Origin of the sequence: Sphingobacterium lactis, from assembly GCF_051951495.1 — a bacterium.
Lineage (GTDB): Bacteria > Bacteroidota > Bacteroidia > Sphingobacteriales > Sphingobacteriaceae > Sphingobacterium > Sphingobacterium lactis_A.
On record NZ_JBNHAS010000005.1, the window covers coordinates 40,519 to 64,293 of the forward strand.

Annotated in this window: 19 protein-coding genes; 8 read left to right on the forward strand and 11 right to left on the reverse strand. The window is 38.7% G+C overall.

Annotated elements, in window-relative coordinates:
* Window positions 1-97 precede the first annotated feature (97 nt).
* The 3 genes from ACP6L2_RS15685 to ACP6L2_RS15695 form a co-directional block, all read right to left on the reverse strand.
* Window positions 98-1,681, reverse strand: coding sequence for a SusD/RagB family nutrient-binding outer membrane lipoprotein (locus tag ACP6L2_RS15685; protein WP_440510244.1), 1,584 nt, complete (start codon window positions 1,679-1,681; stop codon window positions 98-100).
* A 5-nt stretch (window positions 1,682-1,686) separates the two neighbouring features.
* Window positions 1,687-4,728, reverse strand: coding sequence for a SusC/RagA family TonB-linked outer membrane protein (locus ACP6L2_RS15690; RefSeq protein ID WP_440510245.1), 3,042 nt, complete (start codon window positions 4,726-4,728; stop codon window positions 1,687-1,689).
* A 374-nt stretch (window positions 4,729-5,102) separates the two neighbouring features.
* Window positions 5,103-5,420 (reverse strand): hypothetical protein, encoded by a 318-nt coding sequence (locus tag ACP6L2_RS15695; RefSeq protein WP_440510246.1) that lies wholly within the window; start codon window positions 5,418-5,420, stop codon window positions 5,103-5,105.
* 458 nt (window positions 5,421-5,878) lie between these two features.
* Here ACP6L2_RS15695 and ACP6L2_RS15700 point away from each other — a divergent pair, with 458 nt between their 5' ends.
* Together ACP6L2_RS15700 and ACP6L2_RS15705 are read left to right on the forward strand one after the other, a co-directional pair.
* Window positions 5,879-6,835: a ribose-phosphate pyrophosphokinase gene (locus ACP6L2_RS15700; protein WP_440510247.1), complete on the forward strand. Its 957-nt coding sequence runs from the start codon at window positions 5,879-5,881 to the stop codon at window positions 6,833-6,835.
* 1,131 nt (window positions 6,836-7,966) lie between these two features.
* On the forward strand, window positions 7,967-8,563 hold the full coding sequence (locus ACP6L2_RS15705; protein WP_344674908.1) for a 50S ribosomal protein L25/general stress protein Ctc: 597 nt from the start codon (window positions 7,967-7,969) through the stop codon (window positions 8,561-8,563).
* Window positions 8,564-8,786: 223 nt separating this feature from the next.
* Here the strand turns inward: ACP6L2_RS15705 and ric are convergent, their stop codons facing one another.
* Both ric and azu read right to left on the reverse strand, forming a co-directional pair.
* On the reverse strand, window positions 8,787-9,512 hold the full coding sequence (ric, locus tag ACP6L2_RS15710; protein WP_344674909.1) for an iron-sulfur cluster repair di-iron protein: 726 nt from the start codon (window positions 9,510-9,512) through the stop codon (window positions 8,787-8,789).
* A gap of 60 nt (window positions 9,513-9,572) precedes the next feature.
* On the reverse strand, window positions 9,573-10,106 hold the full coding sequence (azu, locus tag ACP6L2_RS15715) for an azurin (protein WP_440510248.1): 534 nt from the start codon (window positions 10,104-10,106) through the stop codon (window positions 9,573-9,575).
* 199 nt (window positions 10,107-10,305) lie between these two features.
* Between azu and pth the strand changes: the two genes are divergently transcribed.
* The 3 genes from pth (at window position 10,306) to ACP6L2_RS15730 (ending at window position 11,965) form a co-directional block, all read left to right on the forward strand.
* Window positions 10,306-10,869: an aminoacyl-tRNA hydrolase gene (pth, locus tag ACP6L2_RS15720; RefSeq protein ID WP_440510249.1), complete on the forward strand. Its 564-nt coding sequence runs from the start codon at window positions 10,306-10,308 to the stop codon at window positions 10,867-10,869.
* A 122-nt stretch (window positions 10,870-10,991) separates the two neighbouring features.
* The gene (locus tag ACP6L2_RS15725) at window positions 10,992-11,183 is read left to right on the forward strand and encodes a hypothetical protein (RefSeq protein ID WP_440510250.1); all 192 of its coding nucleotides are present in this window, start codon (window positions 10,992-10,994) and stop codon (window positions 11,181-11,183) included.
* Window positions 11,180-11,965, forward strand: a complete 786-nt coding sequence (locus ACP6L2_RS15730) for a prohibitin family protein (RefSeq protein WP_440510251.1) — start codon at window positions 11,180-11,182, stop codon at window positions 11,963-11,965. The genes ACP6L2_RS15725 and ACP6L2_RS15730 overlap by 4 nt, the downstream gene beginning before the upstream one ends.
* Before the next feature lie 91 nt (window positions 11,966-12,056).
* Here the strand turns inward: ACP6L2_RS15730 and ACP6L2_RS15735 are convergent, their stop codons facing one another.
* Together ACP6L2_RS15735 and ACP6L2_RS15740 are read right to left on the reverse strand one after the other, a co-directional pair.
* Window positions 12,057-13,823, reverse strand: coding sequence for a M56 family metallopeptidase (locus ACP6L2_RS15735; protein ID WP_440510252.1), 1,767 nt, complete (start codon window positions 13,821-13,823; stop codon window positions 12,057-12,059).
* 4 nt (window positions 13,824-13,827) lie between these two features.
* Window positions 13,828-14,190, reverse strand: coding sequence for a BlaI/MecI/CopY family transcriptional regulator (locus ACP6L2_RS15740; RefSeq protein WP_344674915.1), 363 nt, complete (start codon window positions 14,188-14,190; stop codon window positions 13,828-13,830).
* A 310-nt stretch (window positions 14,191-14,500) separates the two neighbouring features.
* On the opposite strand from ACP6L2_RS15740, the gene ACP6L2_RS15745 reads away from it, so the two are divergent.
* Complete coding sequence (locus ACP6L2_RS15745) at window positions 14,501-15,787, forward strand: citrate synthase (protein ID WP_440510253.1); 1,287 nt, start codon at window positions 14,501-14,503, stop codon at window positions 15,785-15,787.
* 660 nt (window positions 15,788-16,447) lie between these two features.
* On the opposite strand, the gene ACP6L2_RS15750 is transcribed toward ACP6L2_RS15745, so the two are convergent.
* Window positions 16,448-16,906 (reverse strand): T9SS type A sorting domain-containing protein, encoded by a 459-nt coding sequence (locus tag ACP6L2_RS15750; RefSeq protein ID WP_440510254.1) that lies wholly within the window; start codon window positions 16,904-16,906, stop codon window positions 16,448-16,450.
* Window positions 16,907-17,113: 207 nt separating this feature from the next.
* On the opposite strand from ACP6L2_RS15750, the gene ACP6L2_RS15755 reads away from it, so the two are divergent.
* Window positions 17,114-19,057: a KUP/HAK/KT family potassium transporter gene (locus tag ACP6L2_RS15755; RefSeq protein ID WP_440510255.1), complete on the forward strand. Its 1,944-nt coding sequence runs from the start codon at window positions 17,114-17,116 to the stop codon at window positions 19,055-19,057.
* Window positions 19,058-19,138: 81 nt separating this feature from the next.
* On the opposite strand, the gene ACP6L2_RS15760 is transcribed toward ACP6L2_RS15755, so the two are convergent.
* Both ACP6L2_RS15760 and ACP6L2_RS15765 read right to left on the reverse strand, forming a co-directional pair.
* A complete protein-coding gene (locus tag ACP6L2_RS15760; RefSeq protein ID WP_440510256.1) occupies window positions 19,139-20,833 on the reverse strand; it encodes an amino acid permease in 1,695 nt (564 codons plus the stop codon).
* A 52-nt stretch (window positions 20,834-20,885) separates the two neighbouring features.
* The gene (locus ACP6L2_RS15765; RefSeq protein WP_440510257.1) at window positions 20,886-21,560 is read right to left on the reverse strand and encodes a hypothetical protein; all 675 of its coding nucleotides are present in this window, start codon (window positions 21,558-21,560) and stop codon (window positions 20,886-20,888) included.
* A gap of 88 nt (window positions 21,561-21,648) precedes the next feature.
* On the opposite strand from ACP6L2_RS15765, the gene tyrS reads away from it, so the two are divergent.
* Window positions 21,649-22,932 carry a tyrosine--tRNA ligase gene (gene tyrS, locus ACP6L2_RS15770; RefSeq protein ID WP_440510258.1) on the forward strand — a complete coding sequence of 428 codons (1,284 nt, stop codon included), beginning with the start codon at window positions 21,649-21,651 and terminating at the stop codon, window positions 22,930-22,932.
* Window positions 22,933-23,009: 77 nt separating this feature from the next.
* Here tyrS and ACP6L2_RS15775 read toward each other — a convergent pair whose 3' ends face one another.
* Window positions 23,010-23,705 carry a DUF4397 domain-containing protein gene (locus ACP6L2_RS15775; protein ID WP_440510259.1) on the reverse strand — a complete coding sequence of 232 codons (696 nt, stop codon included), beginning with the start codon at window positions 23,703-23,705 and terminating at the stop codon, window positions 23,010-23,012.
* Between the last annotated feature and the right edge of the window lie 70 nt (window positions 23,706-23,775).

The window sequence follows — 23,775 nt, forward strand, 5'->3', positions numbered from 1 at the left end:
ATGTTGAGAAATTAGATATAAGACAACAGACATTAGACTTAGAAATTTTCATCTATTATCTCGAGTCTATCGTCTGTTGTCTATTATCTATTGTCTATCACTCCGGCTTATGTATCCACAGCGGTGTTAGTAACCTATACTTCTCGGTATTATCACCTACAGCTTCAGGATTTCTATTTTGTTCATTTGTTTCATAGACCATTGCTTGAATCCATTGACTGTTGTTCGCTGGATCAAAAATCGTCGTATTCAAGTTTGCTGGTCTTTTAAGACTTGGCCCATAGATATCTGCGCTGTAGTCCATTCTACGCATGTCCATCCATGTCTCTGGATTTAGACATAGCGAAATATGCTTTTGACGCATGATATGTGAAAGTCCTGTCTTTACCTGATCAAAGTGTCCTGATAAATTATCGGCTACCTGGGCTGCCCAATAAGCATTGATGTCTGCACTTGAAACGCCCAATTTACGCATATTCGATTTTACCCCTTCTTCATAAGCAGCTAATGCTCCCGGCTTATCCCCTTTTCTTAAACGTGCTTCTGCCTCAATCAATTTCACTTCTGAATAGGTGATAAAACCGAATGGAGAAGTTGTATTGGTGTAAAAACCACTTTTACTGAAACGTCCATAATCCTCCGGTTTGGTTTTCGTAGCATCTCCAGGGCTTCCATTGGCTAAAACACCTTGTCCATTGCTAATGAATGCTCCTGAACCAGGTCCTCTATATTGACCATCAGATTCCGCTGGCTTCATGATTTTTGAAATCCTCGGATCCTGATATAGGTTGTTGGTTACCGGAAAGGAAGTCAACATATTCACAAAGAACTGTGTCCAGGCGAAATAACGTGGATTAGTAAGCGATTCAAATCCTCCCCAACTTGACCAAGGGTTTTGATCTACCAATAAACCATCTGCAAGGTATGGGAACTCTGCATCCATTCCATCGCCATTAAAGGCATTTTGACAAGCCGTGATTACTTTATCTGCATCATATAAGCCTGTCTTTTTACTTAAATGGTTATAATACCTAGCCTTTAATGCCCAAGCAAACTTCTTCCACTTGGCAACATCTCCCTGATACATGATATCACCATTCTTAACATTAAGATCACGCTTATTGTCTGTGCGCTCAAATGCAGCTATGGCTTCATCTAACATACTTTGAAGGCGTTCATATACCTCCTTTTGCGTATTGAACTTCGGCACCAGGGAAATCATCCCTTTACCATCGTAAAAATCATCAACCACAATATCACCATATTGCGCTGTTAATAACCCAAAGTTTAAGGCTAATAAAGTCTTACCTACACCAACAAAATGTGGGTTTCCCTCCTCTTCACCTAAAACGATCAAATCTACCGCATTGGGCATTGTGATTACATAGGCATTTTGCCAAGCGAAATAACTAGCTGTAAATCGCCAATTGGCAGCTGCATAACCTCCAGAAGAGGCGGTTTGCAATCCACCATATTGCATGACTCCGGCGAGCTCACGAGTAGCACGCCACTGTGCAGCACCACTAGTCGTTGAAATAGCCCCTGCAATACGGCTCGCTGCCTCCACTTTAGAAGGATTATTTGGATCATCATTAACATCTAAAAACTTGTCACATGAGCTCATGCTAAGCCCTGCAACCGCTAGTGCTGTATATATACTGTTTCTTATAATCTTTTTCATGGCTCTTAAAATGAAAATTTTAAACCTAAATCAAATCCGCGAGTGGCTGGTACACCTAGGTTATCAAAACCAAAGGATCCTGAACCACCAACACCTGCACCTGACCCTGAAACCTCTGGATCAACACCTGAATAGTCTGTAAATAACAAAAGATTACGACCGGTCAATGTAAATTGCAGATTAGACAACCTCAATCGCTCTGTAAATGACGCTGGTGCTTTATAAGACAGACTCACATAACGCAAGCGAACCCAACTTCCATCTTCAACAAAGTTTCTAGAATTATTGGCAAACTTAGTTTGGTAATAATCCTGTCCCATTGGAATAGCTTTATCATTAACAGCTCCTGAAGATTCGATTACCCCTGGAATAACGGCTGTACCACGGTCTAAAGTCATTGGACTTAAACCAGACAACACCAAGGTATAGGCTGTCGCATTGAATACATCTCCCCCTTGACGCACATCCCACATAAAGGATAAGCCTAAATTTTTATATTGGAAGTTATTGGTAATACCGCCAATCCAGTCTGGATTACGATCACCAATCATCTCTAAATTAGCAGCTACTTGTGGGTTACCATTGTTATCCAATAGATACTCCCCTTTATCGTTTGTTTTCCAAACACGACCATTAATACCAAATAACGTTGAATTCAAAAATGCTGCTCCTTGTGCTGCATCTCCTTTTACCCACGCATCAGATAGTTCAACCCGATCCAAGAATCCTGGTAAACTAATTACCTTCGATTTATTAGTGGAGAAATTCACATCAAATGTCCATGAGAAATCTTGCTTCTTCACAGGCTGCACATTTAAAATCCCCTCAAATCCTTTGTTTTCTATACTACCACCATTCAAGAAGGCTAAGAAAGATCCAGATGATGGAGGCGTACGTGTCGCTAGAATCTGATCAGATGAACCGTTTTTATACCATGTTACGTCCAATCCTATTCGACTATTTAAGAAGCGCAGGTCTGCCCCTACTTCCCATGAGTTGTCAAATTGTGGCTTCAAAACTGGGTTACCATAGAAATCATTCATGTTGACAATAAAACCCCGTGGATTGATGGTGAAGTCATTAATATAAGTACCCAAGGTAGTCTGCAAACGGTGTGCTGGTGCATCCTTTCCAACTTGTGCCCATGCTGCACGTATTTTACCATAACTTAAGAATCCGGTATCTTCATTTCCAGATAACTCCTTCATTAAATCAGTCAGCACGACCGAGGTACTGATCGCTGGATAAAAGAAAGAATTGTTTGCCTTTGGAAGTGTGGATGACCAGTCATTTCTAGCTTTGAAATTTAGGAACACAATGTTTTTCCAATCTGCGGTAAAATCACCAAATACACCAAATATTCTTCTTCTCGTAATGGTATTGGCAACTGTACGATCCTTAGGTGCAGTATTGTTTATCCCCACAAAATCCGGATCAACAAAATTACGTGCTGTTGCTGTCTCTGTTTCTCGGAAAGAAGACTCTAGGTTATTCCCCAAAAGAAGGGAGAAATTAAAATCGCCTGCTGATTTCTTTGCCGAAGCCAAGAAGGTCGACGTCGTAATTTGGTTCTGTGTCTTTGCGGTTGCTAAATATCCCGTCAAACCTGTAATGGAAGTCGGCGTGGTTAAACTCTGGAAGGTATCTCCATAGAAATCCGTTCCTAAGCGATAGGTTAGGTTCAACCATTCAACCGGATCATAAGAAATATCACCTACAACGATAGCCCGATTCACCTTACTAGTGATTGGTTTTTTGTTAATGGTCCAATATGGGTTATCAATGGCGGTTTCCGAACCCTCAGATATTACTAATTGTGTCCCATTGTCATTCAGGTAATTGGTCATGTCCAAATTCTTTGGCCAATAAATCGCACCCATGACACCATTTTCAGAACCTTGCGGGAAGTAAGTCCTTGCCGTATTCATATAGGTCATATTAGCTCCGATCTTTAGGTTATCGAAAACTTTATGATCGGCATTCATGCGAAAAGAACGACGTCCAAATTCGGTATTCTTCGCTATACCCTCTTGTTGAAGGAGATTTCCTGATGCGTAAAAGGTAGTCTTATCTGATCCACCACTGAAGGATACATCATGATTTTGACCAAATCCCGTTTGGAAGAATCGACCTAAGTTATCATAAATGGTTTCATTACTCGAAAATTCCGGTCCCCATGATTGATAACTATTGTCTTCATATACTCCCAAGCGCCCTTGCTTAAATTTAGACTGCAATTCAGGTAATTTATTGGCATTATCAAAAGAAAAGGTATTGCCATAAGTTACTCTTCCTTTTCCAGCACCTTTTTTAGTGGTAATGATAATAACCCCACTTCCTGCTCGCAATCCATATAAGGCAGCTGCTGCTGGACCTTTCAAGACGGACATACTAGCAATATCCTCCGGATTGATATCAATCCCGCGGTTTGATGCCGGTGCAGTTCCAGCAGTTAATCCCCCTTGAGATACCGGGGTCGTATTGTCAATAGGTATACCATCAACTACGATCAGCGGTTGGTTCTCTAAACTCAACGAACTTCCTCCGCGAATTAAGATGTTAGATGATGCACCAGGCGAGCCTCCGGAATTCGTGACCTGAACCCCTGCTACCTTACCCTGTAAGGTATTCACTAAATTGGGCTGATTACTTTCTGTGATCTCTTTGGAGCTCACATTCTGAGCGGCATAACCCAGACTTCTGGCCTGTTGCTTGATTCCCATCGCGGTGACAACGACTTCATCAATCTTCTCATCGGTAGTTTGTAGAACAATGTTGTAGACATTGCCTGTACCTACCACTTGGTCCTTCTCCCCAGAACCAAGCAGGCGAAAAATTAATGTTTCGCCTGGCGCAGCTTGAATGCTAAACGAACCATCGGCATTCGTTTGAACAACCCGATTGGTCCCCTTAACCATTACAGTAACATTCGAAAGAACTTCCCCATTGGCGGAAGTAACCTTTCCAGTTACCGCTTTTTGCTGTGCCATCAAACAGGATGCATACAATGCCACCCCGAAAAAAGTAAGTAAAAATCTTCTTTTCATTTGTTTGACTTTTTGTGAATAATACTGTGTTAGCTTATCTATTGGTTATCATAAAATAGACAACACAATTGTACAAAAAATTCACTCATTGCCATCTACAGCAACTTTATGATCAAAAAACCGAATAGGAATTACATCTATTCCCAAGCTAATTTTGTAGACAGAAAATAATTTTTATGGATATCAGAAAACTTACACGACATTAAAGAGACAATATTTTAATTGAAATAACATTTTCTGATAAACAAAAGAAATAAATTATATTTTTTGTTTTCATTTAGCATGATAGGGATTCTAAGGAATTGTAACAAGGAGAAAATTCCAAACAATTTTTATTGAATTAAAACAAAAGCTAATAAATAATCCTGGTTCGATTATTTCATGGAGGAAGCATTTATTCCTTGGATGAGTTTGCGATGTTGTTCAGGGTCATGCTGATCGAGTCGGAGTTTTCGAATAGGTTGTGATACACAATTCTTCCGGATATTGTGAGCACAGCTTTGGTACTGTTGAATGAGGTCCTCAATTCGGATTAAGGTTCTTTGGTATTCTTGAAATAATTCCAATACATGATGATGTTGTAACTTCAGTTTCTCCAGGTCATCTTTGAAATCATGTTCTATATAAATTGCCTCAACCTCCTGTATTAATCGCATTAATTCCGCATGTTTGATAGCATTGATCCCTCGCATTATTCCGAATTTAAACGTCAATTTAACTTTAACTAAATCATCTCCTACAACTAACTGATTCTAATATACTTAAAAAGATTTCCGATCAATAATTTGCCTTGAAAATTAACCGTTTATTAATTTAGTTAGGTATATACATAGTCTTGATGAGGTATAAATTCTGACATCGGAATTTTCATGACGATATAGGAATTAAAAAACCTTGACACCTTTACGAAATCAAATTTAAGGAGAAGAATAAGAATTTAAGATTATCATTTTGTTAAGAAGAATTAAAGAAATGAGTACTTCCAAGCGGAATTCAAATTAAAGAACTACGGTTCAGCAAAGTAATTTTAAATTTTAAAACATTTACATAACTTTGCGGCTACAATTAGTTAACAGAGCTAATCGCGTTAACATATGATTAAGGACAGGAAACAATATCAAAACAAAAACTCCAAATAAATCATTTCACCATGCCTTTGCAATTCAACACCGTAAAATTATTCGCAGGTTCTGGCACTCAAGAACTTGCAGAAAAAATCTCTAAGTCTTACGGAAAGCCACTTGGCGATAAGACCTTGTCTAAATTCTCCGATGGCGAAATTCAACCATTCTACAACGAGTCTGTTCGTGGAAGTGACGTTTTCGTTATTCAATCTACCAATCAACCTACTGACAACTTGTTGGAGATGCTATTGATGATCGATGCAGCGAAACGTGCTTCAGCACACTATATTACAGCTGTTGTTCCTTACTTCGGTTTTGCGCGTCAAGATCGTAAGGATAAACCACGTGTTGCAATTGGCGCGAAACTAATCGCTAATTTAATTACTGCAGCGGGTGCACACCGTATCATGACCATGGATTTACACGCAGCTCAAATCCAAGGATTCTTTGATATTCCGGTAGATCACTTGGACGGTGCTATCATTTTCGTTCCTTATATCAAATCTTTGAAATTAGAGAACTTAATGATTGCTTCTCCAGATATGGGTGGTTCTTACCGCGCTCGTACCTTCGCAAAATTCTTTAATGCGGAAGTTGTAATCTGTGATAAACGTAGAAAACGTGCTAATGAAATCGAATCCATGTCCATCATTGGTGATGTTACTGGACAGGATGTAGTTTTAATTGACGATATCTGTGATACTGCAGGTACACTTTCTAAAGCTGCTGCCCTTATCATGGAAAATGGTGCTAAATCTGTTCGTGCAGTATGTACGCATGCAGTACTTTCTGGTAAAGCCTATGAAACCATTGAAAACTCCGTACTATCTGAAATGATCGTTACTGATACTATTCAATTAAACGCTGAAAAAGCAGCTCAATGCACCAAAATCAAAGTGCTTTCTACTGCTGATTTATTCGCAAGTGCTATTAAAAACGTTAATGAGCACGGATCGATTTCCGACTTATTTGATGTAAAATAATATTTAAGATCTATTTCTTAACCCTAAAAGCCATCTTAATAAGATGGCTTTTTTTGTGGTAGGTGGTTCCGTTATCCAAAAATCCAATTTCTCTATCCCGACAATAGGTCTATCTACGAAATACTCCCTACTAACTACTGCCCGCAGGGCCTAGGCATTCCGCTGAGCTCAGTGCTGCCCCTACGCATGGCGAGCTACTTGAAGAATAGGAAACTACCTAGTTAGCACGACTGGTAGGGGCAGTACTGAGTGAGTTTGAGGATGGGGATTTATCCTCGACGAGAACGAACGGAATGTCTGCCCGTTTTTTTAAATTTTAGACAACAGAAAACAGACAAAAGAAAACAGATCGGAGGGTATAATAGATGGCGGGCGATGCATGCATCGCCCCTACAAACAATCGTGAAAATATTGGCAATTCTTTCCAAAACTGTAGGGTCGAAGTATGCTTCGACCGATATCCAAAATCCAATTTCTCTTTTCCGCCAATAGGTCTAAAATCTGGTGTCTATTGTCTGTTATCTCACCACCTTTTGCCTCATATCTAATACGTAGCGGTCTCCTATCTCCCATCTATTTCTGTTGTCTTTAGTCTGTATTCTCATCGTCTTTCCTTAGGGTTTGCTAGGGGTTTGCTAGGGGTTTGCTAGGGGTTGGATTCGACACTCTTTCGGATCTCCTTCGGAACTTGTTCGGATCTCCTTCGGATCTCGTTCGGTTAGAAGCGAACGAGATCCGAACAAGATCCATATCAGATCCAAAGAAATTCCCTTAGAGTATCGAAGCAATATGGAGGCAATATGGAGGCAATATGGAGTTAGTATTGAGCCAAAAAGTTACTTCACACAGGCAAAATTTGGATATGAATTCACTTGTTTCATAGGTTTCACATTGTGACACTAGTTTGTTGGTGACTTTTGCACTTGACTTTGTTATAAATTCAGCATTATCGTATTACAAGGAAATAGCGTAATTTCCGTTTCATTTAAGGTTTAAATAGTGGTTGGTGTAAGAAAACAAGGAAATACCTGAGGGATAGGAAATAAGGGGAAACATTATTTACAAAAAATCCTTCAATTAATTAAAACAAATCAATATCTTTGCACCTCATATTTTTAAAATTCATAAACAATGAAATCAATTGCTATTAGCGGTTCTGCAAGACAGAACGTAGGGAAAAGAGAATCGAAGGAATTGCGCTACGAAGGACAAGTTCCTGCAGTTCTTTACGGAGGTAAAGAGCAAACGCATTTTTCGGTATCCGCAGCTGATTTGAAACCAGTTCTTTACACTCCAGAAGTGATTTTCGTAGAATTGGAAATCGATGGCAAAAAAGCAAAAGCTATCGTTCAAGAAGCTCAATTCCACCCATTAACTGACGTAGTTACACACGTTGACTTCTTGGAGTTATTTGATGACAAAGAAGTTTCTGTAAACATTCCAGTAGCTTTAGTAGGTACTTCTCCAGGTGTTAAAATGGGGGGTAAACTAGTTCAGAAATTACGTAAACTTCGTGTTAAAGCTTTACCTAACAACTTACCTCAAGAAATCGAAATTCCGATGGAAGGTCTAGAAGTTGGTAAATCTTACCGTGTAAGACAAGTAAGCTTAGAGAATGCAACAGTATTGAACAACAGCGATGATACTATCGTTTCTGTAGTTATGTCTCGTGCATTACGTCAAGCAGAGCAAGAAGCAGCGAAAGCAGCTAAAGGCGGTAAAAAATAAGGATAGAGAAGCTTGTAGGAAAGTGCAAACTTTCCAAAAGTGGAATTCTAACCCAAAGATTAAAAGAGGTATTGTTAGCAATACCTCTTTTTTTGTGCCTTCTACTAAAGATTCCAATAAAAAATGCAGACATCTCCCGACGCCTGCATCTCGATTAGAATATATAAACAAATGTTCAACGTTGATCGTTGTAAATCCCTGCGCTATACCGCATGACTGGAACCTAATTATTCAAGGTTTCTTCCAATTTAATGGATTTTGGAAACAGAATATTGTTTTCCAGGTGTATATGCTTGTGCAGATCGTTTTCAAAATCTTCCAGCATTTCAAAGGCTACTTTATAAGTACTGCAGCCATCAGCAGGTACAGTATAATTCGAGGTTAGTTCTCGAATTTTTTCGAAACGATCACCTTCTGCTTCATGTTCATGAAGCATCATTTGGATCGGGTTCTTCACGGTACCGAAAGCTGGTGCGGCAGGAACTTCTTGTTCTGATTTTGATTCCTCCAAACGTTCAATAAATGGGAATAAAATCTGTTCTTCCTTTTGCAAGTGATGACCTAAATCCACAGCCGACTCTTCAAAGAGTCTATTGATTTCATGTAACTCTGGATGACGATCACCATGCACGCGAGCCACTTTGTTCAGGTAGGCTAGTAATACTGGAGTTTTCTCGCGTACATAACGGTGGTGCGTCTTCACTATATAGGAAACCAGAAGATCCGATGGCCATGAATTGAAATCAATCTGCTCAGAAGATGGCTCATTAAGCACTTGATTCAATTCGATGAGCAAAGGCTCCAGTTTAATGTTCTTCTTTGCTGCAGCATCTTCGATGCTTCGTTGACCGCCACAACAAAAATCCAATCCATATTTAGAGAATACAGCGGCAGTCTTGAAGTTCTTCGCAACCACATCGCCAATCTTAATCTTTTCTAACGTTTCCATAATCTTTATTCTTAAATCTTATCCTTAATTCATTACCAATGTTGTGGCATAAAGCCTTTTTTATTCAGCAATGATCTTACCCTTCATGATAGCAGAGTGACCAGGGAATGTACAGATGAAATTGTAAGTACCTGGCTCTAATGTAAATTCAATCTTATCCTCTTCTCCTCCACCGATTAATTTGGTATGAGCAATAATATCCTGAGAAGTTGGGATGTATTCACTGTCTTTTGCTTTAAGCGCCAATTCGGTGAATGCCGCTACATCTGTTCCGGCTTTTAAAACCACTAGATTATGCCCCATCACTTCCTTTTTCATGGTACCCACATGTTTCAATGTCAAACTCACTGGCTCACCAGCTTTAACTTTTAATTCGCTGACATTGTACTTCATCTGGTCATTACTTTCAACTGTAACCGTGTTGGAAGTAGCAGATGCTGGTGCTGCTTCTGTAGTTGCACTCTCCATGGCTGGAGCTTCTGTATTGTGGTTACTGTGATCGATTGTACTTTCACTTTTTTTATCTCCTGAACCGCAGGATACCATAATTAAACCTGCTAGAGCGATTGCTGAATACGAGAATATTTTTTTCATTGTTATGTTTCTATTTAAGACAAAATTGTCTTTTATTAAGGAATAAAAAAGTAACATTGGTCACTTTTTTAGATGAGATTGCAGATATTCAGAAAATAAGGCTTACAGTCAACTCCCCTTCAACAGAGGATTTATTAAAATATAGATTTTCAGGAGAAAGGATGGTTCAAAATGGCTTCAAATCCCTATTTTTGCAGACATGAATTATCTGATAGTAGGATTAGGAAATATCGGCAAAGAATATGCGGATACCCGTCATAATATTGGTTTTATGGTTGCTGATGAGTTAGCCAATCAAGCGGGCACATTTTGGTCAACTTTAAAACATGCTTATTATACAGAGTTTAAGCAGCGTGGTCACAATGTGTTTGTGATTAAGCCAACGACTTATATGAACTTAAGCGGTAAAGCGGTTAACTATTGGATGAAGGAATTGAAGGTGCCTGTAGAAAATGTTTTAATCATTGTTGATGATTTGGCTATCCCCTTTGGCTCTTTGCGCATTAAACCTAAAGGCTCGGCAGCAGGCCATAATGGCTTACGTTCTATTGAAGCCAGTTTAGGATCTCAGGCCTATCCGAGATTGCGTTTTGGAATAAGCGATAATTATCAAAAAGGTCGCCAGGTAGACTATGTCTTAGGGCCTTTTGACCCAGAAGAACAAAAAGAACTTCCAGCACTGATTGAACATTCCGTCAAAATGGTGCATAGTTTCATCAATATTGGAATAGAATTGACCATGACTAATTTAAACACCAAATAAAAGGGTCTAAACTCTTAAAAAATACTATTGAAGGGGGAAATTAGCAATAATTTACCCTTTTTTTATAGTTGAAATATGCCAAATTTTTCGTATATTTTCAAAACATTCCAAATAAATTACCCATGGGGAAAATCAATCCATATATTGCCATTCCAGTTGTCTTATTCTTGTTGATTCTAGGATCGACAGAAGCTTTTCAATTGTTAAGTGAGCGATCGGATATTGGGGTATTTCTAGGTGTGGTCCTGGTTATCCTACTGATAGCAGTAGTCTATAAATTATTTGAATATATCTTTAACAAACCAATTAAATGAAGAAGAACATGATTGCTTTAGGTGCGACCTTATTCGTTGCCCTAATGGTATGGGTATGTTGTACCGAACGCATCGATGCGGGGTATGAAGGAATTAAGGTGAAATTATATGGTTCCGACAAAGGGGTCCAAGATGTAAGTTTGGTTACCGGACGGGTATGGTATAATCCAATTACCGAATCCATTTATGAATTTCCGACCTATGTACAGACTGCTAACTACGATAAATTTACAGTGAATGCCAAAGATGGATCTGTATTTACTGTTGACCCGACAATTTCTTTGCGAGTTTCTCCCGGAAGTACGCCAAAGATTTTCATCAAATACCGTAAGCAAATTGAAGAGATCCTATCAAACACGTTGGTAAACCACATCAAGGATGTGTATCGTATAGAGTTCAATAAATACACCACCGACTCCATCATCAGTAAAAGAGAAAAATTTGAAGAGGGTGTACAATTGAAAATGATTGCCTTTTTAGAGAAAGAAGGATTTTATTTAGAACAGCTCACTAGTGGTATTCAATATCCAGAAGCTATTACTCAAGCTATAAATGCCAAGAATGCGGCCATTCAAAAGGCACAGCAGGCGGAAAATGAATTAAAGGTGGTGGAAGCCGATGCGAAAAAGATGATCGTTCAGGCCGAGGCAGAAGCCCGTGCCAATGAATTGAGACAGTCTACCCTATCTCCGCTTTTAATACAACAACAATTTATTGAAAAATGGGACGGTTCTACGCCGCTCTATGGCAATAGTCCCGTGATTTTTAAAGAATTGAAATAGTCTAATTGTTCAAATCGTATTTAGTGGAAGGACTTTCAGTTGAATAGCTCATCAATTCCACTAAATACGAGATGAAAAAATCAGCAATAGTCTACTTTAAAAGAACGGATATAGCACCTAATTTTGCATCATTACCAAACATCTTCGTAGCTGAATCGTCCGGAAAATGAGCAATCTCCTTAATCTTATCAGGGCTTAATCCGCTAATTTTACTTGCCTTTACAGCTTTGCCATTCAGGAAATAAACCGATACGCTAGGCATATCTTCTAAGAATTTCGAATACGCATCCGGATAGATGATTCTACGATTAATCTTAATCGGATCGCTTTTGCCTGTTGCCCTATACCCAGTTACAACAACCTCACCTACTAATTTGTCCGTAACATTGGTAATCCTTTTTTTAGATGTGATCAGAACCACGCCATTAGCTCCCTTTTCCCCATAAAGACTTGTGGCTGCTTTATCTTTCAAAACTGCAAAACTTTCAATCTCATTTGGGCTAATAACTGACAAATCGGCAATTTCTTTTCCATCCAAAAGCATCAACGGTTTTTCTTTGGCCGGATGACCTCGAAGAATGATATTTTGAAGGGTGCCTTTATCGTCAAGTTTAGTTATAGAAAAACCAGATTTCGTATTTGGGTCATTAGGCTTAATGATGGTGTCGCGAGCAACTACAATTCCTTTTCCTTTGATTACATCCACTTTTGGAGTTGACGCGTTATTTCCACCTTCATCAGTGGAACTAGTGTTTTTTGTTGCTACTATAACAACATTTTTGACTTCCTTTTCAGATGCTTGACCATGATTATTGCTAGTAACAGAATTGCTGCCTATAGTATCGACAACTACTATGGCCTTTTTAGTTTTAACTATTTTAATGGTATCTCGGACTGTATCAGCATTCCCCTCCAAGGACAGGTCAATAGGTGACACCTTTTGGACCAATTGGGTTAGATCTGTTTTCTGGATGTTGTAGACAGCATCTTCGATTTTACCCTCCGCTTGGTTTACGGAAAGGGTGATTCCTGCCATGATCAATACAGGGAGTATAAATGCATACTTGCTCAACTCCAATTTGGATGACCTTTTCTTATTCATCATCATAATGCGCTTTTTTAGGGTTTTAAAATTAAACTGGTTACTGATACCAACATGCGCTCCTTGCTTGCTGACATGCAGTAGGGAATATTGATAAGTCTGTCGGTCCACTCCTTTATCTAGCACCTGTTGATCAGTCAGGAATTCTAGGTTTTGACGTACTGCTCTGCGCATGAGCCATACGAAAGGATTATACCAACAGGTTATCAATACCAACTCAAACAATAATACATCTACACTGTGTTGGCCTTTCACGTGGATGTATTCGTGTTTAAAGATATCGCTAAGCTCCAGCTCCTCATGTTGTTGCTGGTGCACATAGACCTTATTGAAAAAAGAAAACGGCGTGATAGGAAATATCACGTTGCGGAATAAAAAATTGCGCCATTGGGCCGGCTTTGAATACCAATGGATTCGAAATAAACTGATTAATTGAAGGACAAGTTTCCCGGCAAAGATAGCTGCTCCAATCAGGGCTGTAATTAACAACAGATCTGTCAAGGTGAAGCTGTTTTGTTTCTCTTGGAAATCAAAAGGCAAATAGGTTAAGACTTCTGCTGTCGGAATAACCAGTTGCTTGGAAAACCACTCCTTGATATCCAAAAATGGATAGACAAAAGCATAAAGGACACCGATAACAAAATAGGCTCTATTTAATTTATAAAAGGTCAGACCTTTTAATAGCAATTGATAGCCTAGAAAGACTAAAGCTATAACGAGGTTAACTTGGAGTATATAGGTTAGTATCGCTTCCATAGTGTTAGCTTTTGTTTTTCTGGATCATATCCATTATCTCCTCTAATTCCGACGGACTAAGCTTTTCTTCTTTGACAAAGAAGGAAACCATCTCCTTATAAGAATTGCGAAAATAATCGCCTACAAAGGAATTCATAAATTTCGCTTTGTATTCTTCAGAACTGATAAGAGGCTCGTAACGTTTAGCATTAGCATACTTTACGGGCTTCACATAGCCTTTACGTTCCAAGTTTCGGATCGTTGATGCCAATGTAGTATAAGGCATTTCGGAGCCTTTGATATTATCTAATATTTCACGGATAAAACCACCGTTTAATTGCCAAATGGAGAGCATAGCCTCCTCTTCCTGAATTGTTAATTTTTCCATAGCGCTACTTTCTTTTCACTAATGTACGATACTTTCGTAGATATACCATACTATTTAACATTTTTTTAATAATTGGGACGGGGCAACTGGCTAAACATGTGCGGTTTAGTAAAAAAATAGGTTAAATAAGTGCAAAAATAGGATAAGTCCTTGTCTAAACGTTTAAAGTACAAAATGGGGAGTAAAACTGTCTTAAAATGACGATTCCGTGTTATTTTTATTCGGAATTAGCATCTGAAAATAGAAATCAATTTTATACATTTGTAGAATACGAGTTTGTTATAAAACATTTAATACTAGAAATTTTATTATGTCTGAAACTGCATCTATTAACTTAAATGGATCTACCTTTGAGATGCCTGTTATCACAGGGACAGAGAATGAGAAAGCCCTAGATATTTCGAAATTAAGAGACCAATCTGGATATATTACATTGGACCCTGGCTTCAAGAATACAGGATCGACTAAGAGTGCGATTACTTTCCTTGATGGCGAAAAGGGCGTATTGACCTACCGAGGTTATGCGATCGAAGAATTAGCGGAAAAGTCTACCTTTTTAGAAGTTGCTTATTTATTAATCTATGGTGATTTACCAACTAAAGAGGTCTTAGAGAAATTCCGTGCAGATATCCGTGCCCAGATGATGATCCACGAAGACATGAAGAATTTCTTTACTGGTTTTCCGTCCAAATCACATCCAATGGGTCAGCTTTCTTGTTTAGTTGGTGTATTGTCATCCTTCTATCCAGAATCTTTAAATCCAAATCAAACCGAAGAGGAAGAAAACAAAACGATTATCAACTTATTGGCTAAAATGCCTACAATCGTTTCATGGATCCAAAAGAAATCTTTAGGACATCCGGTAGTTTATCCAAAGAATAACTTTGGTTACATCGAGAATTTCCTAAACATGATTTTTGGTGAAGTAAATCAAGAGAAAACTTTTGATCCATTGATTATCGATGCGATGCACAAGTTATTGATTCTTCATGCTGATCACGAGCAGAACTGTTCTACTTCTACTGTACGTATGGTAGGATCTTCTAATGCCAACTTATATGCTTCGATCTCTGCGGGTATCAATGCCCTATGGGGACCATTGCATGGTGGAGCTAACCAAGCGGTTATCGAGATGTTAGAAGCCATTAAAGAAGATGGTGGTGATGCCGACAAATATTTAGCAAAAGCAAAAGATAAAAACGATCCTTTCCGTTTAATGGGATTTGGACACCGTGTATACAAAAACTTCGACCCTCGTGCTAAAATCATTAAAAAAGCATGTGACGATGTGTTAGAAAAATTAGGTGTGAATGATCCAGTATTGGATATCGCAAAACGCTTAGAAGAAGCAGCATTAAGCGATCAATACTTCATCGACCGTAAATTATACCCTAACGTAGATTTCTACTCTGGTATTATCTACCGTGCATTAGGATTTAATTCGGATATGTTTACCGTATTATTTGCATTGGGACGTCTTCCAGGATGGATCGCTCAATGGAAAGAAATGCGCGACAACAAAGAGCCAATCGGCCGTCCAAGACAAGTTTATATCGGCGAAACCTACAGACCTTATGTAGATATCTCCAAAAGATAAGTGAACACAAAAAAACCTGCTTTTAACGAAGCAGGTTTTTTTTGAGTATTTAGTATTTAGTAGATAGTATTAAGACCTATTGGCGCATTAGAGTTTATTAGATATTAAACGGTCGAAGCGCGCTTCGACCCTACGGTTATGAGGTTTAAAAACAATAAAATCACGGATGTTTGTATGGGCGATGCATGCATCGCCCGCATAACCTCAATTCTTTTCTGCTTTATTGGTCTGTGTCTGATGTTTGATGTCAATCATCAGTTATTTAAAAATTCGGGCGGACATACCGTTCGTTTTCGTCAGGGATAAACCCCATTTCCTCAAACTCACTCAGTACCGCCCCTACCAGACGTGCTACCTAGATAGTTGCTATTGATAGAACGCTGCGCTGATAGATAGGAGACATGTGATATGAGATAGAACAGGTTATGCGGTCGAAGCATGCTTCGACCCTACGGTTATCTGAAAATATTAATAAATTAGATAGTTATAAATTAATCACATTTCCAGTATAGTTCAAAGTTCCCAAACCTTCGATTTGGGATGACGGGCTAGGGTGTGATGGTTGCAAGACTCTTCGCTTCGCACGGAGTAGTAAATAGCAATACCATTTAGCCGCAATACGTCTAAATACTAAATACTAACTACTAAATACTAATCAAACTATCTGACAGAAATGCGTTTAACGACAGATTCAGTACCTGCGCCAACACGTACGAAGTAGAAACCTTCGGAAAGTTTTTGTTGGGTATCGAAGTTCAAGTTTTGCAATCCAGATTCTAGGTTAGCGTTGTGGAGGTTTAACACTTCATTACCTAGGGCATCCATTACCTTGATCACTACGTTATAATCTTTGCTCAATTTAAAGTTCACAGAGATCTGTTCAGCGATCGGATTGTAATAAACTTTTACGTTATTGATAATTTTATCATTCTCCTCAGCCAATAAATTGGAAGTTCCAACGTTAATAGCTGTAGATGATACAATTTCAAGATCCTTAACTGGAGAATTTTCGAGGATAAATTTAGAAGCGTGAGAAGCATAGGTATAGCTCAGCAATGTTGCCCCTAAGGCGATATTGACTAGAATATACTGTGCTAATTTTCTAAATCCTAATTTCATGGTATTACTTAGAGCCTCTTTTCTTTGATTTGGTTTAATCAAATGTAAACATTATTCATTTAAAACCTAATACAAATGTAGTTATTTTTCGATTTTTGTAGGATAAATTCAATATCCTTTAACAATTTTTAACAGGAAATTACGTTGTCCCATAAAATTCTGTAATTTCGCACCGTTTTAACTATAAGAAACACTTAACTTTAGTATATGTCAACAGACCATAAACATAATCTTCAGAAGCTTAGTGCCGCGGGGTTATTAATTAGTTTGGGAATCATTTTTGGTGACATCGGGACTTCTCCACTTTATGTTTTCAAAGCCATTTTCAATAAAGGCGAAATTACAGAGATGGTCATCTTCGGTGGTCTATCCTGTATTTTTTGGACACTGACTTTACAGACCACCGTAAAGTATGTTTTAATCACCTTAAATGCAGATAACAAAGGTGAAGGGGGTATTTTATCACTCTTTTCCCTTGTGCGAAAACGGGCAAAATGGTTAATCATCCCAGCCATTATAGGTGCTAGCACCTTGTTGGCAGATGGTATGATTACACCAGCCATTACCATCTCTTCAGCCGTTGAGGGTCTCGCCATTAAAACACCAAACTTCCCAACCATCCCAGTAGTTGTTCTCATTATCTCCCTCCTCTTTATCATTCAACGTTTCGGAACCAATATCGTAGGCCGTGTATTCGGTCCATTGATGTTTATCTGGTTCTCGACAATTGGAATATTGGGGATGTCGTATTTGGGACATTCACCAGAAATTTGGAAAGCTTTAAACCCATATTACGCAGCTCAGCTGTTAGCTAACTATCCTAATGCTTGGTTTATCGTTGGTGCGATCTTCCTGTGTACTACGGGTGCTGAGGCATTATACTCTGATATGGGGCACTGTGGCAAATCAAATATCCGCATCAGTTGGATCTTTGTTAAGTTAATGTTGATCTTCAATTATTTTGGTCAAGGAGCTTGGTTATTGGAACATCAAGGCACTATCCTTGGTGAAGTCAATCCATTCTATGCGATTATGCCAGATTGGTTTGTAATCTGGGGAGTTACCATAGCGACAATGGCAGCAGTTATTGCCAGTCAGGCAATGATTTCGGGTTCCTTTACATTAATTGCTGAAGCTGTTCGTTTGAACATCTGGCCTAAGGTGGCTATTCGTTATCCGAGTGATCATAAAGGGCAGATTTATGTACCTTCAGTGAACTTAATCCTCTATTTAGGCTGTATGTTGATCATTTTGATCTTCCGTGAATCCAGTAATATGGAGGCAGCATATGGTTTGGCCATTAACTTAACCTTCCTAACAACTACCATTTTGATGACTGTATTTATGCTGAGAAAGCGTATCAATGTCATTCTTGTGGGTTTGTTTGCAGTCGTGTATACCATTATCGAGGTTACCTTCTTGATTGGTAATATCAGTAAGATTGCGCACGGTGGTTGGTTAACCTTGTTATTGGCTATTGCATTATTCATTGTGATGTACAGTTGGTTTGGAGCCAGAAAGATCAAAAACAGATTCGTTAAATTCGTTGATGTTCGTGATTACTACCCCATCCTTTCCGAACTGAGTGAGGATAAATCGGTACCCTTTTTCTCATCGCATTTGGTGTACTTAACAAGTGCAAATAATGTCCATGAGGTGGAATCTAAGATTACCTATTCCATCCTCAATAAAAAGCCAAAACGAGCTGATGTTTATTGGTTGGCACACGTAGATGTAATGGATAATCCGCATACACGCGAATACAAAGTTACACAGCTAGTACCCGGTAAGGTAATCCGGATTGATTTTCACTTAGGTTTCCGTGAGGAACAGAAAATCAGCTTACTCTTCCGTAAAGTTGTAGAGGATATGGTAAAGAATGGTGAAATTGACATTACCAGTAATTATGATACCTTAAAGAAATATAATATTCCGGGTGACTTCAACTTCGTTGTATTAGAGAAGGTGATTTCTAAGACGCACTTCTTGAAAATGAATGAGAAGATTATTCTAGAAATCTATAAGATCTTGAAGAAATTCAGTCTTTCTGAAGAAAAAGGATTTGGATTGGATAGTAGTTTCGTGACATTAGAACGAGTTCCATTAACTATCCCGAATACCGAAGAAGTTAAATTAAAACGCCTGGATTAGAATAATTAAAACGGCTATAAAAAAAGCTTGCTGAATAAAATTTATTCAGCAAGCTTTTTTCTTTTTATGGAACGAAGAGGCTTACTCGCCTGCTTCTACATTTCTTAATTTCGAATGCTTATAGCCATAAGCAAAGTAGATTACCAGTCCAATCAATAACCAAGCAATAAAGATAATCCAGTTACTTGCGCCCAACTCGGACATCAAATAAAGATTGATCAGAACCCCTGTAACCGGCAATAAAGAGAAGTTGTATTTAAAGCTTAACACACTCATAACTGCCCATACTAACCAGAATATGATCAGTAAGGATTTATGCAATAAGATGGCTGTAGAGCCCATACTCATCCACTCGTCTAAGGATTCACCACCATACTTATACGTAAGGAATAACCCTATGAAAAAGCCTAATCCTACAATGTACTTTCCATTGATGTAGGGAACTTTAAATTTAGATTTCTTGGAGATACCGGTATGATCCATGTAAAGCACACCGCAGCACACCAAGATGAAAGCAAAGAAAGTACCTACGGAAGTCAGGTCTACAAAGAAATCCATCTTGAAGAACAAGGCTGGAATAGCTACTACAATCCCTGTAACGATCGTAGCAAAGGATGGTGTTTTGTATTTCGGGTGAATCTTAGAGAAGTTTTTCCAAAGAAGACCATCACGACTCATGGTCATCCAAATTCTTGGTTGTGCTAATTGGAACACCAATAAAGCCGAAGTAATTGCAATAACAGAAGTCACCGAGATAATACCTGCCATATGGTCAAAGCCGACATAAGAAAACACATAGGCCAGAGGATCTTTTACATTAAGCTCTTTGTAATTCACCATACCTGTTAAAACTAAGGTTATGGCTACATAAAGCACGGCACAGATCAACAAACAATAGATCATGGCCTTTGGTAAATCGCGTTGCGGATTCTTACATTCTTCTGCCGTGGTGGAAATGGAGTCAAAGCCAATGAATGCAAAGAATACGGCGGCCACACCACTCATTACTCCTGCCATACCATTAGGTGCAAAAGGTGTCCAATTCTCAGGTTTCACAAAGAAAATACCACCAAGGATAACAGCTAATATAATTCCGATCTTGATGATAACCATGATATTAGAGGCTTTGCGGGATTCTTTAATACCGATATAAACCAACCATGTTACCAACACAGTAATCAATCCTGCTGGAATATCAAGGATAATAGGAATGCCTGCAATTCGAGGGGCTGTTTCATACGCTTGGAGCGCAATTTTATCTATGCCTTCTAGTTTATCCAATCCCACTTCTAAAAACTTCTGATGCGCCTCTATAGCATATCCAGGAGCCATGGTCATCCATCGGGGGACAGATATACCAAAACCGTCGAGCATGGATACGAAATACTGAGACCAAGAGATGGCTACTACCATATTAGAAACAGCATATTCCAAGACCAATGCCCAACCAATTATCCAAGCGAAGAGCTCGCCAAAGGTGACATAAGCATAGGTATAGGCCGAACCAGAAACAGGAACTGTACTTGCGAACTGCGCATAGGACAATGCAGTGAACACACAGGCGAAGGCAACAAATACAAAAAGTAAGGATACTGCAGGTCCACCGTTATAACTTGCCAAGCCGATGGTACTGAAGATCCCTGCTCCTACAATTGCTGCTATACCAAGGGATATTAAATCCCGTACTCCTAAGATTTTAGCTAATCCTGATCCGCCTTTCTCGGCGTCGGATAGAATCTGATCGACGCTTTTCTTTCGAAAAAGTCTATTTGCCATATTAAGTTAAATTATTGGGTCAAGGCTACAAAAGTGGAAAAAATTATGACAATTATGTCATATTATCCTGAATATATGTATAAATCTCCTTGAAATCCCTTAATTGATTATCACGATATTGAATCAACACTTCTGTAAGTGCTTCATGTTGTTCTTGATTAGTTTGGAATTCCCAAATACGCTTGGAAATATTAAATAGTGGCTTGGCCATACGGTCGATGTCCTTGTAATCAAATATATACCTCCACTGTAAGAATTGATCATAAAAAGCTAGAAAACCAGCTGTATCCTCAACACCTAAAGTCTTAAGGTAGTTGACCAATATTGGGCGATTAACTTGCTCTAGGTGCTCATACAATCTGGCAACATTGACCAGATCATACTCAATGAGTAAATGATCAAGCATTAACTCGACAGCAATATGCGCCATAAAAGAAGGGCGAATAGGCAAATCTTTGAGAACAGGTTCTAACTTCTTACGGAGTACATGGCAATGTTGCAGAAAGAATTCTGAGCTATGGAATAGTTTATCGACTTCAACATGTCGATACCATCCTTCAGAAATTGCCATGCTTAAGGGATGTATGAATAGTTGGTCTTCGAACTTTTGCGGATGAAAGACATAGCTCTTATCGACATTTTTGAGTAGGTCAGGCAACAGCGCGCCGAGCACACGTTCAGGTTGGGTTGCATAACGTTCAAAATAAAAATGTGATAGGAAGTTCATAAACCAATAACCATACAAATTATCTTTAAGATACATTATAATCTCGTATCTTTGCAATTCTTTAAATAAAAATCTTAAAGGGTATACTATGAACTTTGTAGAAGAACTACGCTGGAGAGGCATGCTTCAAGACATCATGCCAGGAACAGAAGAATTGTTAAACAAAGAAAAGGTGGCGGGCTATATCGGCTTTGATCCTACAGGCGATTCGCTACATGTTGGTCATTTAACCCAAATCATGACATTAATCCACTTTCAACACGCTGGTCACAAGCCTGTTGCTTTAGTAGGTGGTGCTACAGGAATGATTGGGGACCCTTCATTTAAATCAGCTGAGAGAAACCTCTTGGATGAAGAAACGCTTCAACGCAATGTGAATGCATTGAAGAGTCAACTTGCAAAATTCTTGAGCTTTGGCGACGGTGCTACCGATGCCAAAATGGTCAACAACTACGACTGGTTCAAGGACTTCAAGTTCTTAGATTTCATCCGTGATATAGGTAAGCTGATTACCGTGAATTACATGATGGCCAAAGATTCTGTAAAGAAACGCTTGGAAGGTGAAAGTGGACTTTCCTTCACTGAATTCTCCTATCAACTAATTCAAGGTTATGATTTCTATTATCTTTGGAAGAACCACAACTGCAAAGTACAAATGGGTGGCTCCGATCAATGGGGTAACATCGTTACTGGTAGTGAATTGATCCGTCGTATTGACCAGGGCTCTGCCTTCGCTGTCACTACGCAATTGATCAAGAAATCGGATGGTCAGAAATTCGGTAAAACCGAATCCGGCGCTGTATGGTTAGATCCAAAGAAAACTTCACCATATAAGTATTATCAATTCTGGTTAAATGCTACCGATGATGACAGTAAGAGCTGGATCAAGATCTTCACGTTAAAAACAAAAGAAGAAATTGATGCCATCATTGCTGAACATGATGCAGCACCACATTTACGTATTGTACAGAAAGCTTTAGCAAAAGACATCACCATCCGTACGCACTCGGAACAAGATTATGAAACTGCAGTTAAAACATCCGAATTCCTTTTTGGAAATGGTGAACTAAGCTTCTTATCTAATCTTGACCATGAGGCAGTATTGGAAGTATTTGATGGTGTCCCTCAATTCAACCTTGCTAAGGAAAAATTAGCTTCTGGAATCAATATCCTTGATTTATTGGCTGTGGAAACTCAAGTGTTCCCATCCAAAGGCGAAGCTCGTAAGATGTTGCAAGGTGGTGGGGTTTCTTTAAACCGTGAAAAGCTTACGGATATCGAAGCAAACATCAATGCTGATCAATTGATCAACGGCAAGTACCTTATTGCTCAACGTGGCAAGAAGAATTACTACTTGATTACAGTTGCTTAATTGCTCAAAAAAGCAGACATAAAAATAAAGCCCTTCAAGATTTGAAGGGCTTTATTATTTAATGGAAAAAAAATAAATTAAAATTGAATGATCTTATGTTTCCAAGTGCTGGTTTTAGAAGCTTCATCTGTTACTGCATACAAACAAATAGTATATAGCTTTTGATCTAATGGATCAAGTTCGAAGGAAAAACTCCCTGTTCGAGTGTCAGCTATTTTTACCTCATACTTTACCTTTCCTAAAGGGATGTCCATGAAGTTGGTCACTTCCACTTTTGGCGTATAGCTGGATTGGCTATTTCCTTGGACTGAATTAACAACAACAGATTGATTCTCGACCAAATTAACTATTCGTACCTTGGCCATACCTGGTCTCGGAACGGACAAATCATCCACTGAAACCAAGTATTTAAACTCCTTTAATCCGTAAAAGAAATAGGAATAAAAGTTTTTTGATTTAAAGTCTACTTGCTCTTGAACAAGGTAAGATGAACCACCTGCAAAGCGTATTTCTACTTTCCTAGACCCAGGAAATACAGTTTTAAATCCAATATACCCTCCGGAGCTAAAACGCTCATCTCCAGAATTCACCATTTTTTGATCTATCATCATCTCTAATGGAGCACCGTGGCCCATTCCGTTAAAAGCAGATACTGCAGCAAACCCTCCAGTTGGATTATCAAAATTCTCCATATCCGATTTCGCACATGAACTGATTAGAAAAGTCAAGCTTAAGATACTTATGATGACAACCCTGAGTTGTGTAAATTTCATTGGCATTATTTTTTATTGTTAGTACAACGAGCTTGGTCGACTTATTGCTACAACTGATTCATCAAATCAA

Bases quoted from the DNA above. Each gene is read 5' to 3' on its own strand.
- ACP6L2_RS15685 (WP_440510244.1), bottom strand. From the start codon at position 1,681: ATGAAAAAGATTATAAGAAACAGTATATATACAGCACTAGCGGTTGCA.
- ACP6L2_RS15690 (WP_440510245.1), bottom strand. From the start codon at position 4,728: ATGAAAAGAAGATTTTTACTTACTTTTTTCGGGGTGGCATTGTATGCA.
- ACP6L2_RS15695 (WP_440510246.1), bottom strand. From the start codon at position 5,420: ATGCGAGGGATCAATGCTATCAAACATGCGGAATTAATGCGATTAATA.
- ACP6L2_RS15700 (WP_440510247.1), top strand. From the start codon at position 5,879: ATGCCTTTGCAATTCAACACCGTAAAATTATTCGCAGGTTCTGGCACT.
- ACP6L2_RS15705 (WP_344674908.1), top strand. From the start codon at position 7,967: ATGAAATCAATTGCTATTAGCGGTTCTGCAAGACAGAACGTAGGGAAA.
- ric (WP_344674909.1), bottom strand. From the start codon at position 9,512: ATGGAAACGTTAGAAAAGATTAAGATTGGCGATGTGGTTGCGAAGAAC.
- azu (WP_440510248.1), bottom strand. From the start codon at position 10,106: ATGAAAAAAATATTCTCGTATTCAGCAATCGCTCTAGCAGGTTTAATT.
- pth (WP_440510249.1), top strand. From the start codon at position 10,306: ATGAATTATCTGATAGTAGGATTAGGAAATATCGGCAAAGAATATGCG.
- ACP6L2_RS15725 (WP_440510250.1), top strand. From the start codon at position 10,992: ATGGGGAAAATCAATCCATATATTGCCATTCCAGTTGTCTTATTCTTG.
- ACP6L2_RS15730 (WP_440510251.1), top strand. From the start codon at position 11,180: ATGAAGAAGAACATGATTGCTTTAGGTGCGACCTTATTCGTTGCCCTA.
- ACP6L2_RS15735 (WP_440510252.1), bottom strand. From the start codon at position 13,823: ATGGAAGCGATACTAACCTATATACTCCAAGTTAACCTCGTTATAGCT.
- ACP6L2_RS15740 (WP_344674915.1), bottom strand. From the start codon at position 14,190: ATGGAAAAATTAACAATTCAGGAAGAGGAGGCTATGCTCTCCATTTGG.
- ACP6L2_RS15745 (WP_440510253.1), top strand. From the start codon at position 14,501: ATGTCTGAAACTGCATCTATTAACTTAAATGGATCTACCTTTGAGATG.
- ACP6L2_RS15750 (WP_440510254.1), bottom strand. From the start codon at position 16,906: ATGAAATTAGGATTTAGAAAATTAGCACAGTATATTCTAGTCAATATC.
- ACP6L2_RS15755 (WP_440510255.1), top strand. From the start codon at position 17,114: ATGTCAACAGACCATAAACATAATCTTCAGAAGCTTAGTGCCGCGGGG.
- ACP6L2_RS15760 (WP_440510256.1), bottom strand. From the start codon at position 20,833: ATGGCAAATAGACTTTTTCGAAAGAAAAGCGTCGATCAGATTCTATCC.
- ACP6L2_RS15765 (WP_440510257.1), bottom strand. From the start codon at position 21,560: ATGAACTTCCTATCACATTTTTATTTTGAACGTTATGCAACCCAACCT.
- tyrS (WP_440510258.1), top strand. From the start codon at position 21,649: ATGAACTTTGTAGAAGAACTACGCTGGAGAGGCATGCTTCAAGACATC.
- ACP6L2_RS15775 (WP_440510259.1), bottom strand. From the start codon at position 23,705: ATGAAATTTACACAACTCAGGGTTGTCATCATAAGTATCTTAAGCTTG.